The organism is Aureivirga sp. CE67 (genome assembly GCF_015767245.1).
In the GTDB taxonomy this organism is placed as follows: domain Bacteria; phylum Bacteroidota; class Bacteroidia; order Flavobacteriales; family Flavobacteriaceae; genus Aureivirga.
Genome location: NZ_JADOTV010000001.1, coordinates 806163 through 826146 on the forward strand (window position 1 = coordinate 806163; position 19984 = coordinate 826146).

16 protein-coding genes and 1 riboswitch are annotated in these 19984 nt (G+C 31.3%); of the genes, 7 read left to right on the forward strand and 9 right to left on the reverse strand.

Annotated features, from left to right (window positions below; genetic code table 11):
* Nucleotides 1-9 precede the first annotated feature (9 nt).
* Nucleotides 10-1794, reverse strand: coding sequence for a hypothetical protein (locus I0K12_RS03655; RefSeq protein ID WP_196885517.1), 1785 nt, complete (start codon nt 1792-1794; stop codon nt 10-12).
* A gap of 86 nt (nt 1795-1880) precedes the next feature.
* Nucleotides 1881-1975: riboswitch (TPP riboswitch) on the forward strand.
* A gap of 82 nt (nt 1976-2057) precedes the next feature.
* Between I0K12_RS03655 and thiS the strand changes: the two genes are divergently transcribed.
* The 4 genes from thiS to I0K12_RS03675 all read left to right on the forward strand — a co-directional run bounded on the left by thiS (nt 2058) and on the right by I0K12_RS03675 (nt 8682).
* Nucleotides 2058-2261 carry a sulfur carrier protein ThiS gene (gene thiS, locus I0K12_RS03660; RefSeq protein WP_196885518.1) on the forward strand — a complete coding sequence of 68 codons (204 nt, stop codon included), beginning with the start codon at nt 2058-2060 and terminating at the stop codon, nt 2259-2261.
* A 176-nt stretch (nt 2262-2437) separates the two neighbouring features.
* Nucleotides 2438-4294 (forward strand): phosphomethylpyrimidine synthase ThiC, encoded by a 1857-nt coding sequence (thiC, locus tag I0K12_RS03665; RefSeq protein ID WP_196885519.1) that lies wholly within the window; start codon nt 2438-2440, stop codon nt 4292-4294.
* 364 nt (nt 4295-4658) lie between these two features.
* Nucleotides 4659-6290 carry a tetratricopeptide repeat protein gene (locus tag I0K12_RS03670; RefSeq protein WP_196885520.1) on the forward strand — a complete coding sequence of 544 codons (1632 nt, stop codon included), beginning with the start codon at nt 4659-4661 and terminating at the stop codon, nt 6288-6290.
* A gap of 106 nt (nt 6291-6396) precedes the next feature.
* Nucleotides 6397-8682: a T9SS type A sorting domain-containing protein gene (locus tag I0K12_RS03675; RefSeq protein ID WP_196885521.1), complete on the forward strand. Its 2286-nt coding sequence runs from the start codon at nt 6397-6399 to the stop codon at nt 8680-8682.
* 310 nt (nt 8683-8992) lie between these two features.
* Here I0K12_RS03675 and I0K12_RS03680 read toward each other — a convergent pair whose 3' ends face one another.
* From I0K12_RS03680 to I0K12_RS03715, 8 genes are all read right to left on the reverse strand, one after another.
* Entirely contained in the window at nt 8993-9502 is a 510-nt protein-coding gene (locus I0K12_RS03680; RefSeq protein ID WP_196885522.1) for a gamma carbonic anhydrase family protein, read from the reverse strand.
* A gap of 3 nt (nt 9503-9505) precedes the next feature.
* Nucleotides 9506-9991, reverse strand: coding sequence for a dihydrofolate reductase (locus tag I0K12_RS03685; protein WP_196885523.1), 486 nt, complete (start codon nt 9989-9991; stop codon nt 9506-9508).
* Between the two features lie 40 nt (nt 9992-10031).
* Nucleotides 10032-10403: a 2TM domain-containing protein gene (locus tag I0K12_RS03690; RefSeq protein ID WP_196885524.1), complete on the reverse strand. Its 372-nt coding sequence runs from the start codon at nt 10401-10403 to the stop codon at nt 10032-10034.
* 46 nt (nt 10404-10449) lie between these two features.
* Nucleotides 10450-11274 carry a thymidylate synthase gene (locus tag I0K12_RS03695; protein WP_196885525.1) on the reverse strand — a complete coding sequence of 275 codons (825 nt, stop codon included), beginning with the start codon at nt 11272-11274 and terminating at the stop codon, nt 10450-10452.
* Between the two features lie 252 nt (nt 11275-11526).
* A complete protein-coding gene (locus tag I0K12_RS03700; protein ID WP_196885598.1) occupies nt 11527-12924 on the reverse strand; it encodes a nucleoside transporter C-terminal domain-containing protein in 1398 nt (465 codons plus the stop codon).
* A gap of 13 nt (nt 12925-12937) precedes the next feature.
* Nucleotides 12938-13564 (reverse strand): bifunctional nuclease family protein, encoded by a 627-nt coding sequence (locus I0K12_RS03705; protein WP_196885526.1) that lies wholly within the window; start codon nt 13562-13564, stop codon nt 12938-12940.
* A gap of 111 nt (nt 13565-13675) precedes the next feature.
* Nucleotides 13676-14638, reverse strand: coding sequence for an electron transfer flavoprotein subunit alpha/FixB family protein (locus I0K12_RS03710; protein WP_196885527.1), 963 nt, complete (start codon nt 14636-14638; stop codon nt 13676-13678).
* A gap of 57 nt (nt 14639-14695) precedes the next feature.
* Nucleotides 14696-15442, reverse strand: coding sequence for an electron transfer flavoprotein subunit beta/FixA family protein (locus I0K12_RS03715; RefSeq protein WP_196885528.1), 747 nt, complete (start codon nt 15440-15442; stop codon nt 14696-14698).
* A 395-nt stretch (nt 15443-15837) separates the two neighbouring features.
* On the opposite strand from I0K12_RS03715, the gene I0K12_RS03720 reads away from it, so the two are divergent.
* The 3 genes from I0K12_RS03720 to I0K12_RS03730 all read left to right on the forward strand — a co-directional run bounded on the left by I0K12_RS03720 (nt 15838) and on the right by I0K12_RS03730 (nt 19975).
* Nucleotides 15838-16818, forward strand: coding sequence for a pyruvate dehydrogenase complex E1 component subunit beta (locus tag I0K12_RS03720; protein WP_196885529.1), 981 nt, complete (start codon nt 15838-15840; stop codon nt 16816-16818).
* Between the two features lie 71 nt (nt 16819-16889).
* Nucleotides 16890-19382 carry a DUF5686 family protein gene (locus I0K12_RS03725; RefSeq protein ID WP_196885530.1) on the forward strand — a complete coding sequence of 831 codons (2493 nt, stop codon included), beginning with the start codon at nt 16890-16892 and terminating at the stop codon, nt 19380-19382.
* A 65-nt stretch (nt 19383-19447) separates the two neighbouring features.
* Nucleotides 19448-19975 carry an inorganic diphosphatase gene (locus I0K12_RS03730; protein ID WP_196885531.1) on the forward strand — a complete coding sequence of 176 codons (528 nt, stop codon included), beginning with the start codon at nt 19448-19450 and terminating at the stop codon, nt 19973-19975.
* The last annotated feature ends 9 nt before the right edge of the window (nt 19976-19984 follow it).

The window sequence follows — 19984 nt, forward strand, 5'->3', positions numbered from 1 at the left end:
CTAACTATTCTACTTCCCAACAAATTTTCTGAAAGCCTGAATGATTTGGAAATAGAAAATACCTAAAACCAATCTTTGGAAAATATCTAAAATCACAACTCCTGTTGTTATGGAGTTTTTATCTGTAAAACCATAAAGTGTAGATAGTTTTCTTGTTGGATTGAGGAGTTGGAAATATAATTTCCATGATTTTGTATTAAAAACTTGATGAAATGATGACTCTAAATCATTCCAATTTTCAGCGAATGAAAAAGTAAATTCCTTTGAAAAAGGTAGAATTAGAATTGCATAAAATAAAAAATTCACAATCAATAAGATCCATAAAGCTTTCAACCAACTTTGCCCATGATTATTTATTGAACCAACCCATAGTATAAATCGATCATCATATTTAGCTTTATTTGATAACTTCAGCTCCTCTTGATATGTTTTCTTTTCTCTTGATTTGAAAAGTAAACTATCAATTTTATTTCCATTAGATTCTAAAGCTTGTTTTAATTGTTTATAAATTTCTCTTTTGTTTCGTTGTGTTTTGAATGCATCTTCTGAGTTTGTAGTTAACTGTTCGTCCTCAAACCATTCAACATTTGAAGTTTTAATTTCATTGATAAAAGAATTTTCAATCTGAATTTCTTTAAAACTCTTGAAAGAAAAATCATTAAATTTTGTATCTCCTAAATCACTATCAATAATTTTTAGAGAACTTTCTTTATAAATAGTTTGACAATTTTGAAACATTAAAGAGTTTTTATTTACAAAGTCTTTGAATTCTATATTTTGTAAAATAGTATTTTTTAATATTAAAAGTAAATCATTGTTTACTCCATTTAATGATAAACTATTCACTTTTATATTACTAAACTTAATTATTCCTTCATTTTTTGATGAAAAAGAAAAGAGTAATTTTTTAATTAAAATCTTACCTTCAAAATAAAAAGGTTCTAAAAATTTTGAACTTAATAATATCATATCAAAGGTATCGTAATTCCTTTCTCTAAAATGAAATGTTAATCCTTTTTTAAACTCATTTTGAATACAATTAAATTGATTTATGGTTGTATTCAAAATCATTGGTCTTTCCTGAAATGTATTATCATACAAATATAATGTTTTTGTAATTTCACTATTAATGACCTCTATATCTCCTTTAAATGAAGAATTTGTAAATTCTAAATCTAAAATATTAACATTATTAATTTTAAATGAATTACAATTAATAATTGAATTATCATAAATTTGAATTACACCAAATCCAGATTTAATTAAATCAATTTGATTTTTGACTTCTGTCTTTTTAATAAATAATCCTATTTGATACTCAAATAAGCCAGAGTCAGATACAATTTCACTATCAATAATAGATAATTGTTCTAAAAAAGAATTTTCAAAATAAATAGGTTTTGATATTTTAGATTTATTTAAAAGACTAAATAGTTTAATTTTACATGATTCAAAATAAAAAAAATAATGAGCTTCTGTACTAATCGTATTTTGATTAATTATCTGATTTAAACTAAATATTTTACTAAAAATACAATTTATAAACTTAAATGGAAGTTCAATATTTAATTCCTGAAAAGAAACGTTTTCCTTAAATAAAACATTTTTAATTTCTATTGACTTTAATATGATACTATTTCCATTAAAAATATCTTTATGTTTTTTATGAACAGAGATTTCCTCTTGAATAATATAATTTTCATTATCCTTAAAATCATTATTCTTAACTTTTTCACAGAATTCCTCTTTTGATAAAACAATCCTACCTTCTTCTGAAAAACTTTCCAATTCCATAACTAATTTTTTATTCCCACGAATTTAAAAAAACAATCCCTAATAATTCCATTTCCAAACTCAAAAAAATTTTATATCTTCGTTTTAGTAAACTTTAGGGGTGTCTTAATAATTAGACTGAGAAATACCCTTTGAACCTGACGTAGATAACCCTACCGTAGGGAAAAGTGAAACCACTTTTTTGTGGATACTTCTTTTCAGTTTGCTCTTTTCGAGCAAATTTTCAGCTAAAGTTTATGGTTATTATTCAATTTTTTATGACAATGATATCTATAAACCTGAACAACCAAGTATACCAAATTGCAGAAAAAAGTACACTTAGCAATTTGTTGCAAGAAATCAATCAAAACATAGACGGAATAGCAATAGCTATCAATGAAGCTATTGTTTCAAAAGCTAATTGGAGCACAACCATGCTTCAAAATGGAGATGCTATTTTGATTATTCAAGCAACTCAGGGAGGTTAGTTTTATAGTATATCAAAACCAACCTAAGTGTATTTTGTGGTAATTTAGAATATATATTTTGTATATTTTTAATTGTATTCCTAGTTTTTTAATAAAAACTGGTTGAATGCACAGAGCTTATCTTCCCCAAAAACGCTTATTGGTTGAATTAAAAACCTTTAAACAACAAGCAACCGATGAAAAAAGATCGAATCCCTGAGAAAAGTGTGATTACAACAACACCTTTTCCAAGCTCTAAGAAAATTTATGTAGAAGGAAATTTATTTCCAGAAATCCGTGTGCCAATGCGAGAAATCTCATTGAATGACACTGTAGATGCAATGACTCGTAAGAGAACTCCAAATGCACCTGTAACAGTTTATGATACAAGTGGTCCTTATACAGATCCAAATATCGAAATCAATGTGCACAGCGGAATTGAGAGAATTCGTGAGCAATGGATTTTAGACAGAGGAGATGTAGAACAACAAGACAGATTTTCTTCAGAATACTGCAATGAAAGATTAAATAATGAAGATTTAGATTATTTACGTTTCAATCATATTCACAAACCATTCAAAGCAAAAGAAGGTGGAAATGTTTCGCAAATGTATTATGCGAAAAAAGGAATCATCACTGCGGAGATGGAATATGTTGCCATTCGTGAAAACCAAAAACTACAAGAAGTTAAGCAATTGACAAAACAACATCCTGGACAAAGTTTTGGAGCTAGTATTCCAAAAGAAATCACTCCAGAGTTTGTTCGTGAAGAAGTTGCAAGAGGTAGAGCGGTAATTCCTAGTAATATCAATCATCCAGAAGCAGAACCGATGATTATTGGTAGAAATTTCTTGGTAAAAATCAATGCGAATATTGGAAATTCTGCCGTTACTTCAAGTATTGAAGAAGAAGTAGAAAAAGCGGTTTGGGCTTGTCGTTGGGGAGCTGATAATATCATGGATTTATCTACAGGAAAAAATATTCATGAAACTCGTGAGTGGATTCTTCGTAATTCTCCAGTTCCAGTAGGAACAGTACCAATTTACCAAGCTTTAGAAAAAGTAAATGGAAAAGCAGAAGATTTAACTTGGGAGATTTTCAAGGATACTTTAATTGAACAAGCAGAACAAGGTGTGGATTATTTCACAATTCACGCAGGAGTTCGTTTACATCATATTCCGATGACTGCGAAACGTGTGACAGGAATTGTTTCTCGTGGTGGTTCTATCATGGCAAAATGGTGTTTGGCACATCATAAAGAAAGTTTCTTATACACACATTTCGAAGAGATTTGTGATATCATGAAAGCTTATAACGTTGCTTTCTCTCTTGGAGATGGACTTCGTCCAGGTTCTATCGCAGATGCAAATGATGAAGCGCAATTTGCAGAATTAGAAACTTTAGGAGAATTGACAAAAATCGCTTGGAAACACGATGTACAAACTTTTATCGAAGGACCAGGACACGTTCCAATGCACATGATTAAAGAAAATATGGACAAACAATTGGAAGTTTGTGGAGAAGCTCCTTTCTACACTTTAGGACCTTTAACTACAGATATTGCTCCAGGTTATGATCATATTACTTCAGGTATCGGAGCAGCAATGATTGGTTGGTTCGGAACAGCAATGCTTTGTTATGTTACGCCAAAAGAGCATTTAGGTCTTCCAAATAAAGAAGATGTTCGTACGGGAGTTATTACTTATAAATTGGCAGCACACGCAGCAGATTTAGCAAAAGGACATCCTGGAGCGCAATATCGTGATGATGCATTAAGTAAAGCTCGTTTCGAATTCCGTTGGGAAGATCAGTTCAATCTTTCTTTAGATCCAGAATTGGCTCGTGAGTATCACGATGAGACACTTCCGGCAGAAGGAGCAAAAGTTGCACATTTCTGTTCGATGTGTGGGCCACATTTCTGTTCGATGAAAATCACACAAGAAGTTCGTGATTTCGCAGCGAAAAAAGAATTAGACAGCGAAGAAGCTTTGGAAGCAGGAATGCAAGAAAAAGCAAAAGAGTTTGCAGATAAAGGAAGTGAGTTGTATTTATAAAAAATTTCCCCTCTTGAGAAGATTAAGGGGTGTGTTTACTTAATAAAACATACTTTTTTGGAAGTTCCCTTTTCTTGTGTTTTCAGAAACACAAGAAAAGGTCGGGCTTTCCGCTATATCTTTTTCGGCTTGAAAAAAGCCAAAAAAGGATGCCGCTGCAATCCCTAACTCAAATATTCTACATTGCCATTACCTCCTTATAATAAAAGAATTTTCATTAAAAAACATTTCTGTTAAATTATTCCCCTCCTTTAACTTAAAAGAAAAATACAATTCATTTTAAATATAATATTCGTTAAATCAACGCAACAATAACTTCTAATTTCTTTAGTTTTATATTTTTGAGAAAATTTTAGTTAAACCAATGCGAAGATTCCTTTTAATCCCAATTTTATTCATCCTATTTTCTTTTGCTACTCCTAAAGAAGCTTGTAAAAAATTAATTACTGATGGACTAGAAGAGTTTTATAAAAAAAACTATACAAAATCAATACAACTTTTAACCAAAGCAAAAGAAGAAGCTCAAGAAAATGATTGGAATTATTTAGAATTTTTAGCAATCAATAATATTGGGAATAATTATTATAGTATGTTGGATAATGGAGAAGCTTTAGAAAATTATTTAGAAGCTTATACCATTGCTATCAAAGAATTGGATGAAAAGGAAGAAATGATTGTTTTGAATAATATTTCGGTGCTTTATTCTATGGATGAAAAATATGAAAAGGCTGAAGAATATATTAGTAAAGCATACGAAATTGCATTAAAAACTAAAGAAGATTATACAATTGGTCTGTATTCCATAAATCTTGGAGAAATAAATATTCAAAAGGAAAATCGAGAAAAAGCGCAGGAATATTTTTCTGATGCTATTCAACTTTTAGAAAAACATCCTAAACAACAAAAAATAGCTAAAATAGCTTTTGCTAGAAATCTGATTCATTTTAAAAATTATAAAGAAGCCGAAGTACTTTTAAATGAAATTTCTCCGAAAACAGAAAGGTTGGCTGAAAAAGATGATTTCAAAATTTTATTTTTACTTGGTGAAACTTATTTTCATCAAAATAGAAATTCTGATGCTTTAAAATCTGTTTTAAAGAGTTTAGAAAACAATAATTATTCGGACTTAAAAGTAGATATCTACCAACTTCTATCGGATATTTATTTTAAGGATAAACAATATCAAAAATCTTTAGATACAAAAAATAAAGCACATGATTTTTATATCGAAACTTCTAACAAAACAAAGGCACAAGTTTTTGAAAAGAATAAGATAAAATTTGAATTAGAAGATTCTGTAAACAAACTTCGAGAGAATGAAATCAAGATGGAATCGCAAAAAAAGGTTTACTTCATCACCATTTTATTCGCCATCATTGTTCTTGCATTTTTGATTTATACTATCAGAAATATCAAAATAAAAAATACACAGCGTAAAACACTTTTTGAGCGTAATCAGAAAATTTTAGAATTAGAATTAAAGAAAAAAGAAAGCGATAATCTGATTCTTGAAAAACAAATTGAGGAAAATAAAACCAAAGCTCTTTTGGAAAAAGAACGTCTTAAAAATTTAATCGAAACTAGAAATAGAGAACTTTCCGCAAAAGCACTTTATATGTCTAATCGAAATGAATTGTTGACGGAAATCATCAAAGACTTGGAAACAAATAAAACTCAAAAAGGGGAAAATTCTAATTTTGAGCAAATCAAGAAACTAAAAAGTTTAATCCAAACAGATAATGAATGGAATAATTTCATCAAGCATTTTGAAGAAGTAAATCAAGGTTTATTATCTAGGCTTAAAAAGAAATTTTCGGCTCTAAATGCAAATGATATTCGTTTTATTTCCTATGTTTTTATGAATTTAACCTCTAAAGAAATCGCTTCTATCTTCAATATCACTCCGGATGCTTGCAGAAAACGTAAAGAACGTATTTCCAAAAAGTTAAACTTAGAAAACAGTGGTGATTTATTTGATTTTTTGACCAATTTTTAAAAATGTCACACTATTTCTTATCCTACGTCACACTGTTTCAATCATTTTTTTTAGAATACCGTTTTTAATCTACTTGTTTTGTAAAGCTCAAAAAAGCCAAATAGATATGACTAAAATTATTACTTCAATTTTATTATTTGCTGCAACTCTTGCAGTAAATGCTCAAGTAGAACCAGTGGGTACAAATGAATACCCTCGTTTAGAAAATATTATGCATGATAATGTTGTAGAAAATAAACTTTTTGCAACAACTTTAGGAAATCATATTGTAAGCTCTGATGATAATGGAGAGACTTGGAATATTTTTTACTCTTTCCCAGCAAACGTACTATTAAAAGATATTAAGCATATCGATGAGGAACACATCAGTTTTAATGTATTTCTTCATCATGATTTCAATAAAGTTTCTATTTATATTTTAAATAAAGAAACGAAAGAAATCACAAAACAAATCACCCCTCTTACTCCAGCTGATGCAAACTCTAAATGGATTAAGAACTATGATATTCATGAAGATGATAATGACTATGTTTTGGTAAATATCGGATACAAAATAGGAATTGATTCTTATTCAATGGTATATTTAACAAAAGATGGAGGAGAGAATTGGGTTGAAGTTTATGACCAAACTTCATACAATAATATCACAACACACGAAGTTAGATTTAGCCCTGATAATAAAGAAAAAATGTTTATTTCTTTAGGTTTTGGACCAACGGATGCAGACGGAGGATTATTAGTTAGTTCTGATGGTGGAGAAAACTGGGAAGATAAATTTCCTAATTTAGAGTATGGAACAATTGGGTTTGATCCTTCAAATTCTGATATTTTTTATGTAGGTAATACATCTGGTCTTGGAGGTTCGCAACCAGAAATGATTTTTAAAACTACAGATGGTGGAGAAACTTTTGTAGAATCTGAATTTAATTGGACAGATGTTACTTTCAACTCAATTTTAGGAATTTATATAAATCCTAATGATTCAAATAATATTGTTGCACTTGAAGATAACGAGATCGTAATTTCAAAAGATGGTGGTGCAACTTGGACAAATCATGCTTTTGAAGTTTTTGATTTAGACAATACTTATCATTATGGAACTCATTTTTCATTCAATCCATTTAATACGGATGAAATAATTATTACTTCTGATTTTAGAGCTTTCAAATCAACGAATGGTGGAGAAACTTTAGGAACAAAAGTTTTAGCACCCTTTTATACTGCTCATGTAGCAGGAAGCTTTTACGGAGAAGAAGAGCATGTTTATTATACAGTACAAAGTGGAATTGGTCATAAAAACTTAACTACAGAAACTGAAAATATTTATAATGTACAACCTGTAGATGTAGTAACTGTAAATGAAGCGGCTGTTTTTGTTGATAAGAATCACGAAGGACAAATTTTTAGTGTTGTTTCAGGATTTTTAGGTAGTTCTTTCAATGTAAGTACAGACCATGGAGCAACTTCTACTCCAATTTTCTCACCTGGACTTTCTCAAATTTATGATTTAAATACAGATCCTAACAATGCAAATATCGTTTGGATGTCTTTAAGTTCTAATGAATTTATTAAACTTGATTTCACAGAGATTTTCAACCCTACTCCAACTTTCATTACTACACCAAATGCTGAAAAATTCATTTCTGCCTTTGAAATAGATAAAACAGATTCAAACCATATCATTATTGGTCTTGTAGATGAAATTTATGAATCTACAGATGCTGGAGAAAACTGGACTTTAATCAATTCTGGAATTGAAGAAGGAGAAGTTATTACAGATATCGTTCAAAATCCTGATGTAGAAAATGAATATTTAGCAACAGCTAAAACAGGAATCTACAAAACAACAGATTTACAAAACTGGGAAAAAGTATTCACAGCTGAAAATGTTCGTCATGCAGCATATTCTACTGAAGTTGAAGGTCAAGTTGTTGCTGCTATTCACTCTGGTGAATTTGTAGAAGCTCAATTACTTTACAGTAAAGATAATGCGGATACTTGGAATGCTTTACCATTTGAAAAAATTGATCATATTGCTTCTAGCAGTATCGATTTTAGCTTTAAAGATGAGTTTGTAATTGCATACATCGCAACAGGTGATTTAGGAATTGTAAAATACATGATCGATTTAGCTGATCCATTAGATATTCCAAATTTTGATCAGGAAAAAACATTCAATGTTTATCCAAACCCAAGTAGTTCAAACGTAACTGTAAGTATCAAAAACCAAGAAGTAAAATCAATCTCTTTATATTCTATCACTGGTAAAAGATTAAACACAATCGAGAATTCAAACACTTTAAACTTATCAAGCTATAAAGAAGGTATTTATTTCATTAAAGTTTTAACAACACAAAATGAAGTTTACTTACGAAAAATAGTTAAAGAGTAGTTTAATATCTATACCTAGAAAGTCTCCTTTTCCTATGCCATACTGGAGAAGGTTGGGCTTTCTTTATTTCTTTTATTTTAAAATTTCCATGTGGTGCTTTTTATGCTCCAAACTCTAAAATTTTCAATGTTATTCTGAAAAATACTTTAATATATTAAGAGTCAATCGTGTTTATTTAAATCATATAACTATAAGTATTTTCTAAATTTTAAAATAAAAGGTTTACTTTTTAACTAGAAAAAGCATCTTGAATTAATTTTCAAGATGCTTTTACATTTATACTTGTTTTAATTTGATTTCGGTTTTTGGTTTAATGATGCCAAGAAGCATACTTTACATAATTATTAGCAATTCGATGAATTTCTCCTTCTAATAATTCTGTATCTAAATCTTTAATTTTCTTTGCAGGCATACCAGCGTACACACTTCCAGATTCTGCAACAGTTCCTTTGGTAAGCACTGCTCCTGCTGCGATGATTACATTTTCTTCAATCACACAATCATCCATTACAATTGCTCCCATTCCTATCAAAACATTATCTTTTACAGTACAACCATGTACTAAAGCATTATGCCCGATAGAAACATTATTTCCAATCGTAGTTGGCGATTTTTGATAGGTTGCATGAATTACTGCTCCATCCTGTACATTTACTTTATTTCCCATTTTTATAAAGTGAACATCTCCACGAATAACTGCATTGTACCAAACACTACAATCATCCCCCATCATAACATCTCCTACAATCACAGCATTTTCTGCAACAAAACAGTTTTCTCCAATATGTGGTTTTTTACCTAAAATTTCTTTGATAATCATGTTTTATTTTTTTTGATAAGTGATAAAGCTAAAATCGTACTCATTCTTTTCATCTGCCACATGATCTTCTTCAAAAGTTGCTTCCCATTGGTCCAAAGGAATTTCTGGGAAAAATGCATCTGCTTCAAAAGTATGGTGTACATAAGTGATTTCTAAAACATCTGCTATAGACATTGCCAATCTATAAATCTCTCCTCCACCAACAATAAATGGGTTTTCATCATATTTTTTTGCTTCTTTTAAAGCTTCTTCCAAACTAGAAACTACAATGCAACCTTCTGCCGTAAAATCAGGATTTCTTGTAATTACAATATTTGTTCTGTTTGGTAAAGGTTTATTCATGGAAGCGTAGGTTTTTCTTCCCATAATCACTACATGTCCTGTAGTTAATCGTTTGAAACGTTTTAAGTCTGTAGAAAGACGCCAAATTAATTGGTTATCTTTTCCAAGCTCATTGTTCTTTCCTATTGCAGCAATTAGTGTAATCATGTTTTTTTTAAGTAAGTTTTGTTTATAAAAGAAAAATGAATTATTCCATTTCTCCTGTATCTTCCTTTTTCTTTGTTATTTCGTCTTCAATTATTTTCTTTTCAATTTGCTCCATTTTGTCTTTATACTTTTTCATGAGTTTTTCTGTTTGCGCTCGCTCCCATTTTTTCCCCATAAATTGCTTTGTGATAAAAACATTGATAAAATGCAAAATCCAAAAGAACAACCACAAAAATATAATGATCTCATACCAATTTCCATATTCTTGTTTTCCGTAATCAAAAACGACATTTCCTATGTACAAAAAGACCGAAACAATGATCAAAATTACCAAGTGGACAAATACTCCTCTTTTTTGTCTAACCCTTCTTCTCGCTGCTTCGTAAAGCTCATGCTGCTCTAAATTGTTCATAGGATGTACTTTTATAAGTTTCTTCCTATAAATTTACTAAATATTTTTATACAGAAACAGCTCCTTTTATATGCGGATGTGCTTCGTATCCTACCAATTCAAAATCGTCATAAGTAAAGTCTAAAATATTTTTGATTTCCTTATTGATTTTCATCGTAGGTAATTTCTTTGGCTCTCTAGAAAGTTGTAATTCCATTTGCTCAAAGTGATTGTTATAAATATGTGCATCCCCAAAAGTGTGGATAAAATCTCCTGGTTCTAAATCTGTAACTTGCGCTACCATCAGCGTTAAAAGTGCGTAAGAAGCAATATTAAATGGCACTCCTAAAAACACATCTGCACTTCTTTGGTAAAGCTGACAAGATAGTTTTCCATCATTTACATAAAACTGGAAAAATGCGTGACAAGGAGGCAAAGCAGCTTTTCCGTTTGCTACATTTTCGGCAAAAGAAACAGAAGTATCTGGAAGTACGCTAGGATTCCAAGCAGAAACAATCATTCTTCTACTATTAGGATTTGTTTTAATAGTCTCTATAACCTCTGTAAGCTGATCAATTCCTTCGCTGTTCCAATTTCTCCATTGATGTCCGTAAACTGGTCCTAAATCACCGTTTTCATCTGCCCATGCATCCCAGATTTTCACACCATTTTCTTGTAAATATTTGATATTCGTATCTCCTTTAATAAACCAAAGTAATTCGTGAATAATCGATTTTAAGTGTAACTTTTTGGTTGTTACCATCGGAAATCCTTCTGAAAGATCGAATCGCATTTGGTGCCCGAAAACACTTTTTGTTCCTGTACCTGTTCTATCTCCTTTTTGGTTTCCGTTTTCTAAAATATGTTGTACTAAATCTAGATATTGTTTCATGATGTTTTCTTTTTTGCATTAGGGATTGCAGCGGCATCCTTTTTTGGTTCTTTTCATAAAATTGCTTTTACCAAAAAAGATATAGCGGAAAGCCCGACCCGATTCTTTTGTTTCTGAAAACAAAAGAAAAAGGGAAATGCCCAATTATAATTAGTTCTAAAACTTGTATAAAAATACGTATTATTCAGTACAAAAAAATGCCTTTTATTTTTGAAATAAAAGGCATTTTTAATATTATTTTGAACAAAGTTATTAACCGATAATCATACCTGCGATTGTTGCTGATAATAGAGAGGCGATTGAACCTCCGATTAGGGCTTTGATTCCGAACTCTGATAATGTTTTTCTTTGGTTTGGTGCTAAAGATCCGATTCCTCCAATTTGGATTCCGATCGAAGCGAAGTTTGCGAATCCACATAACATGTAAGTTGCCATCATAATTGATTTGTTATATGTTAAATGAATTGCATTTGCAGAGTTTTTAAGCTCCCCTAATTGAATATATCCGATGAACTCACTTGCTGCTAATTTGATTCCTAATAATTGTCCCATTAGCATCATATCTTCTTTAGCAACTCCGATAAGCCACATCAATGGTGAGAAAACAACTCCTAATACAGATTCTAATGAAAATTGTTGGTAAGGTGTGTTTTCTGCCATCCAACTATTTAATCCTGTAAAGTCTCCTACCCATCCGAAAATTCCGTTTACCATAGCAATTAATGCTACGAATACTAAAAGCATTGCTGCTACATTTACAGCTAGTTTTAATCCTTCTGAAGTTCCGTTTGCAATTGCATCTAAGATATTTGATCCAATTTTTTCGTCTGAAACTTTAACTTGCTTATCAATTCCTTTTGTTTCTGGGTAAAGCATTTTAGAAATAAGAATTGCTCCTGGTGCTGCCATTACTGAGGCTGCTAAAAGGTGTTTTGCAAACTCTCTTTCTAATTCTTTATCTCCACCTCCTAGAAAGCTGATATATGCTGCTAAAACTCCTCCTGCAACAGTTGCCATTCCTCCTACCATTACTAGTAAGATTTCTGACTTTGTCATTTTTTCTAGGTAAGCTTTAATCATCAAAGGTGCTTCTGTTTGTCCTAAGAAAATATTTCCTGCTACAGATAAACTTTCTGCACCAGAAATGTGTAGTAATTTAGTAAAAACCCATGCAAGACCTTTTACTACAATTTGAATAATTCCTAAGTAAAATAAAACAGAAGTAAGTGCTGAGAAGAATAATATGGTTGGTAATACTTGAAATGCAAAAACGAATCCGAAGCTTTCTGTGTCCATAAGTGTGTTCCCTAATAAGAATACAGAACCTTCTTTAGTATATTCTAATACGCTAATGAATAATCCACTAGCTTTTTCAAATGCTGCTTGAATGAACGGTATTTTCAAAACTCCAATTGCTAAAAGCAGCTGTGCTGAAAGTCCAGCTCCAACTGTTAGCCAATTAATTTTTTTTCTATTGGAACTTAAAAGGTAAGCTAACCCAACTAAAACAACCATTCCGATAACTCCTCGAATGAAAGAATTCATAGTGAATCCTTGGCTTTCAATTATAGGTTGTGCAACAGTTTCTTGTGCATTTGCAATAAAAACACAAAAGAATGAACAGATCGTTAGAAAGATTTTTGATTTCATCTTTACTTTAGTATTATTTTGATTTACGTTTGTTAATTTCATCACGGATTTTCGCAGCAGTTTCATAATCTTCATTCGCTACTGCCTCATCCATCATATTATTTAGCTCTTCTAAAGATTTAAGAGCGTATTTGTTTTCGGTAGTAGTTTCCTCTTCTTGTGATGTAGAATCGTCATCAAATTCTTCTAAAGAATAAGGGTCTTCATCAATGTTTGTTTCTTCTTTTTCTTTTAGATAAATTCCGGCTTTATCTAATATATTTTCGTAGGCAAAAATAGGAGCATTAAATCTAGTGGCCAATGCAATAGCATCCGATGTTCTAGCGTCAATGATTTCTTCTATTCCGTCTCTTTCACAAATTAAACTTGAATAAAATACACCGTCTACCAATTTATGAATGATTACTTGTTTAACGGCAATCATAAATCTATCGGCAAAACTTTTGAATAAATCGTGTGTAAGTGGTCTAGGTGGTTTAATTTCTTTTTCAAGTGCAATTGCTATAGATTGTGCTTCAAAAGCTCCTATAACAATAGGTAGTGTACGCTTACCTTCTGCTTCAGAAAGTACTAATGCATAAGCTCCACTTTGTGTCTGACTATATGAAATCCCTTTTATGGTTAGGCGAACTAAACTCATGTATCTAAATTTTATACAAGTAAATTTAAAGAATAAAAAAGCTGTCTAATTCAAAGGGAAATGACTTTAAAAAATTAGACAGCTTCTTTGAGGGTGCAATTTACTAAAAAATTACGCGTTATTTGCTTTAAATTCCTTTAATTTCTCAATTAATTTTGGAACAACTTCAAATGCATCACCAACGATACCATAATCAGCAGCTTTAAAGAATGGAGCCTCTGGGTCCGTGTTGATCACAACTTTTACCTTAGAAGCGTTGATTCCTGCTAAGTGTTGGATTGCTCCAGAAATACCAATAGCAATGTATAAATTTGATGCTACTTGTTTTCCTGTTTGTCCAACGTGTTCTTCGTGAGAACGCCATCCTAAATCAGAAACTGGTTTAGAACAAGCTGTTGCTGCACCAAGTACGTCTGCTAAATCTTCGATCATTCCCCAGTTCTCAGGTCCTTTTAATCCTCTTCCTCCTGAAACTACGATGTCTGCATCTGCAATTGTTACTTTTCCTGTAGATTTTTCTACTGATTCTGTAGAAATACCACTGTCAACTAATGAAGGTACGAAATCTTCTTCAGTTCCTGAAACATTATTTTCTACAACTCCAAAAGAATTTTTAGCTAATCCAATTAATTTAACGGATGTAGAAATTTCTGTATGGTTGAATGCTTTGTTTGAAAAAGCTTTTCTTTTTACTACAAATGGTGAAGTTGATTCTGGTAAAGCAACTACGTTTGAAGCGTATCCAGCTTCTAAGTTTACAGCAACAATTGGTGCTAAATAAACTCCATTACTACTTGAATCTACGATTACAACCTCAGCATTTTCTTTTTTTGCAGCTTCGCTAACGATTCCTGCATAAATTTTAGCATTAAAGTTATTTAAAGCATCATTTTTTACGCTTAATACTTTTTCTGCTCCGTAGTTGTATAATACTGAATTATCTTCAGCATTGATAGATAATACAACTAAATTAGTTCCTAATTGCTCTGCAACTTTCTTCCCATAAGAAGTAGCTTCTAAAGCAACTTTTTTAAATTTTCCTTCTGATGTTTCGGCTAAAACTAAAACAGACATAATTTCTTTAATTTTTTATGATAAATAGCTAAAAGCTAGATTTCTTCGATTTGACAATTAGATTACTTTTGCTTCGTTGTGTAATAAGTTGATTAACTCATCAATATTATCTGCATCTACTAATTTTACAGCTCCTTTTGCAGCTGGTTTCTCAAATTTTTGTGCAGATGTAGTTGCTGAAGCATCTACTGGCTCTACAACAGCTAAAGGTTTCTTTCTAGCCATCATAATTCCTCTCATGTTTGGAATACGTAGATCTTTTTCTTCTACTACTCCTTTTTGTCCTGCAATTACGATTGGTAAAGAAGCTTTTAAAGTTTCTTCTCCTCCATCGATTTCTCTAATTGCTTTCACGTCAGAACCTTCAACTTCTAATCCAACACATGCATTTACAAAGTTGTAATCTAATAAAGAAGCTAAAATACCAGGAACCATTCCTCCATTGTAATCAATAGATTCTTTTCCTGCTAAAACTAAATCATATCCTCCGTTTTTTACAACCTCAACTAATTGTTTTGCAACAAAAAATCCGTCAGTTGCCTCTGCATTCACACGAATAGCATCATCTGCTCCGATCGCTAAAGCTTTACGTAATGTAGGTTCTGTAGTAGCATCTCCAACGTTTACAACAGTAACTGTTGCTCCTTGTTTTTCTTTAAACCACATAGCTCTTGTAAGCATAAACTCATCGTATGGGTTAATTACGTATTGGATACCATTTGTGTCGAACTTTGAATCATTATCTGTAAAGTTGATTTTCGAAGTCGTATCTGGAACATGACTAATACAAACCAATATTTTCATTTTCAATATATATTTTGAAGATTTCTATTTAATTTTTCTTTGATTTAATGATAATCGCTACGAAGTTATGATTTTTTTTTATAAAAAGATGAAATATATATCATTTCGTTTTACATACTTTATTGTTAATAAAGCATTTTTTCACCCGAAACTATTGAAATTTCTAGGTGGATTCAAATGTTTATTATTTTACAAAAATTAAATATATGGACTAAAAAATTTCTCATAGTTATTTATATCAAAAAAAGAGCTTAAAATTCTTCTTCTATATTAACAAATCATAAATTTTTCTGATTTAAATCATCAGATTTTTTGCCCGTTGAAAAAATCTTAATTTTATATGCGAAAGTATTTTTATAAATCCTTATTTTTGTGCTTTCATAAAGCAATTTAAAATGAAGACAATACAATTTAGAGAAGCCATTGCTGAAGCAATGAGCGAAGAAATGCGTAGAGACGAATCTATTTTCCTTATTGGAGAGGAAGTAGCAGAATATAACGGTGCATACAAAGCTTCTAAAGGAATGTTAGACGAATTTGGTGCAGAGAGAGTTATTGATTCTCCTATTGCTGAGTTAGGATTTGCTGGTATCAGTGTAGGTGCTGCAATGAACGGAAACAGACCTATCGTTGAGTTCATGACATTTAACTTTTCATTAGTTGGTATTGATCAAATTATTAACAATGCTGCTAAAATGAGACAAATGTCTGGAGGAGATATCAATATTCCTATTGTATTTAGAGGTCCTTCAGGTTCTGCTGGTCAGTTAGCTGCAACGCATTCTCAATCTTTTGAAAATTGGTTTGCAAATACACCAGGTTTAAAAGTAATTGTACCTTCAAACCCATATGATGCAAAAGGATTATTAAAAGCTGCTATTCGTGATAACGATCCTGTTATCTTCATGGAGTCTGAGCAAATGTACGGAGACAAAGGTGAAGTACCAGAAGGAGAATATGTATTGCCTATCGGAGTTGCAGATATTAAGAGAGAAGGAAAGGATGTAACTCTTGTTACTTTTGGTAAGATTATAAAAGAAGCTTTCAAAGCTGCTGATGCATTAGAAAAAGAAGGAATTTCTGTAGAAGTTATTGATTTAAGAACTGTTCGTCCTATGGACTTTGATACAATCTTAAAATCTGTAAAGAAAACGAACAGACTTGTGATCTTAGAAGAGGCTTGGCCATTTGCTTCTGTATCTTCAGAGATTACATTCCAAATGCAAGAGCAAGCATTCGATTATTTAGATGCTCCGATCAAGAGAATCACAACAGCAGATACACCTGCACCATATTCGCCAGTATTATTAGAAGAATGGCTTCCTAATGCTGATGATGTAGTGAATGCTGTAAAAGAAGTTATGTATGTAAAATAATTTAATTATTAATACAATAAAGAAAGCCTTTCAACGTTATGTGGAAAGGCTTTTATTTTAAAAAAAAATAGATGAATAAAAAACTAATCCTCCTCTTCCTTTTACTAACTCCTATTCTAGCCTTTTGTCAAGTCAAAGTTGGTGGAAAAGTTGTTGATGATAAAGGAGAGCCAATTCCCTTCGCTTCGGTAGTTTTCAAGAACTCCATAATAGGTACTGTTTCCAATGACGACGGAACTTTCTACATGGAAGCGGACAAGACTTACAAACAAATAGAGATTTCATTCATTGGTTATGAAACAAAGACTCTTAATGTAAAACCAAGAGACCTTAATCTAAAAATTGTTTTAAAAGAAGAAAGCGATGTTTTAGATGAAGTAGTAATCTATAGCGGTAAAACAAAAAAGAAAGGAAACCCTGCGGTAGCAATTTTAAAGAAAATTTGGGCAAAAAAACGTTCTAATGGAATTTATCTTTACGATCAATATCAATATGATAAATATGAAAAGATTGAATTCGATTTGAATAATGTAGACAGTGCTTATAAAGAAAAAAAATTGTTTCGCGGTATCGAATTCGTTTTTGACTATGTAGATACTTCTAGTGTAACTGGAAAACCTTATCTTCCAATTTTTATCAACGAATCTGTTTATAAAACATATGGAGATAATAAGATTAAGAAAAAACGTGAAGATTTAGTAGCAAATACAAACTCTGGATTCCAATCGAACCAAAGTGTGATTGCATTCGTAAAAGATCTTTATGCGGACTACAATATTTATAATAATTACATTAAAATATTTGATAAAAGTTTCGTCAGTCCCCTTTCCAGAACTGGTGTAAACAATTATAACTACGTTCTTGCAGATAGTGCTTTTGTAGAAAATAAATGGTGTTATAATATTGTTTATTATCCAAGAAGAAAAGGAGAACTTACTTTTAAAGGAGATTTTTGGGTAAATGATACCACTTTTGCTGTAAAAGAGATTAACATGCAGGCTACCAAAAGTGCAAATATCAACTGGGTAAAAAATATTTATATCGAGCAATCTTTTGAGGTATTGAGTGATTCTGTTTTCCTTTTGAAAAGAGACCATATGTTCTCTGATTTTAGTTTAAGTAAAAAAGAGAAAGCAAAAGGGCTTTATGGAAAAAGAACAACACTTTATACAGATTATCAATTTGATAAGAAAAAAGATGCTGATTTTTACAAAAAACAAGTTGATCAATTCAATCCTGATATCTACAATAAGACAAGCGAATATTGGACAAAAAATCGTCCAGAAAAACTGAGTAAAGATGAAAAAGGAATTTACTCAATGTTAGATACTTTGAGTGTTACTCCTAAATTCAAAAGAATTACAGATATCATTTCTATTCTTGGTTCTGGTTATATTGAGTTTGGAAAATTTGACTTCGGACCAGTTTTCTCAACTATTGGAACAAATGATGTTGAAGGATATCGTTTTAGAGTTGGAGGTAGAACCTACCTTGGAGGAAATGAACCTTGGAGAGCACAATTTTATACTGCTTATGGAACAAAAGATCAACAGTTTAAATACGGTGTTTCTTTCAAATATATGGTGAATAGAAAAAATCGTCTGACTTTTGGTGTTGGTACTCGAAGAGATGTGGAACAAAACGGAGTAAGTTTAACCACTACAAATGATGTTCTTGGTAGAAGTTTCGCTTCTTCAGCTTTCTTTGCGAGTGGAGCCAGCAATCAGCTTACTTCTGTAAACCTGACTAATCTTTTCGCATCTATTGAGCCTGTAAAAAATGTTGAATTTAAATTTGGTGGTTCTTATAGAACTCTAAAATCTGCAGATCCTTCTGGTTTTAATCTAGATTATTTTGACAAAGCAGGAAATATTCAATCCAACCTTACACAATTTGAAGTAGATGGAATGATTAAATTAACACCAAAGAGAAAAACTATTGGTTATGGTGTAGAAAGAAATCAAGTTAATGATAATTATCCAACAATTTTCCTACGATACTCAAAAGGTTTAAAAGGTGTAATTGATAGCGATTTTGAATATGATAAATTACAATTCTATTATAGACAACCTTTTCAATTAGGAGGATTTGGAAGATTGTTCTCTACAGTAGAAATTGGAAAAACTTTCGGAACAGTACCTTTAAGTATTCAAAATATTATTCCAGGAAACCAATCGTATTTCATAATCGAGAACACTTATGGTCTAATGGATTATTATGAGTTCGTAGCAGACACTTATGCTTCTTTACATTTAGAACATAATTTCAATGGTCGTTTATTCTCAAGATTACCATTACTTAGAGATTTAAACCTTCGTGAAATTGTGGGAGTAAAAGCTGTTTGGGGAGAACTTTCGCAAGAAAACATTGATATCAACAATACATCTCCAATCCTTAATCCAATTACTTATAAAGCTCCAACAGATGTATATATGGAAGCGAGTGCTGGAGTAGGAAATATTTTCAAAGTTTTCCGTCTAGATTTCTTATGGAGAGTAAGATACAGAGATCCTAGTGGTAAAGGTAATTTTGGAATAAAAGGAGGTTTTGGATTTTATTTCTAGTGTAAAAGTTACTCAAAATAATTTTATTTAGTACTTTTGCTCAAAATTTGAAAAAAACTTAAAGAATGACTGCAAAAGATAAACAAGTTTTTGATGTATTAATCGAAATTCCTAAGGGAAGTAGAAATAAATATGAGTACGATTTTGATTTAAAGAAAATCCGTTTCGATAGAATGTTATTTTCTTCAATGATGTACCCAGCAGATTACGGATTTATTCCAGAAACTTTAGCATTAGATGGAGATCCATTAGATGTTTTAGTATTAGGAGCTGAGCCAACATTCCCAATGTGTGTGATGGAGGTTAAGCCAATCGGAGTATTCCACATGGCAGACGAAAAAGGACCAGATGAGAAAATTATCTGTGTACCAGTTTCTGATCCAATCTGGAACAAATTAAACGACTTAAGTGACATGAACCCTCACCAAGTAAAAGAAATCGAGCATTTCTTCCAAGTTTACAAAGATCTTGAAGAAAAGAAAGTAGACGTTGGTAACTGGGGAGACGCTGATGAAGCATACGAAATCGTTCAAAAATGTATTGACAGATACGAAGCAAGCGAGCACAAAGCTACAGGTAACTTCACTATCTAATTAGTTATT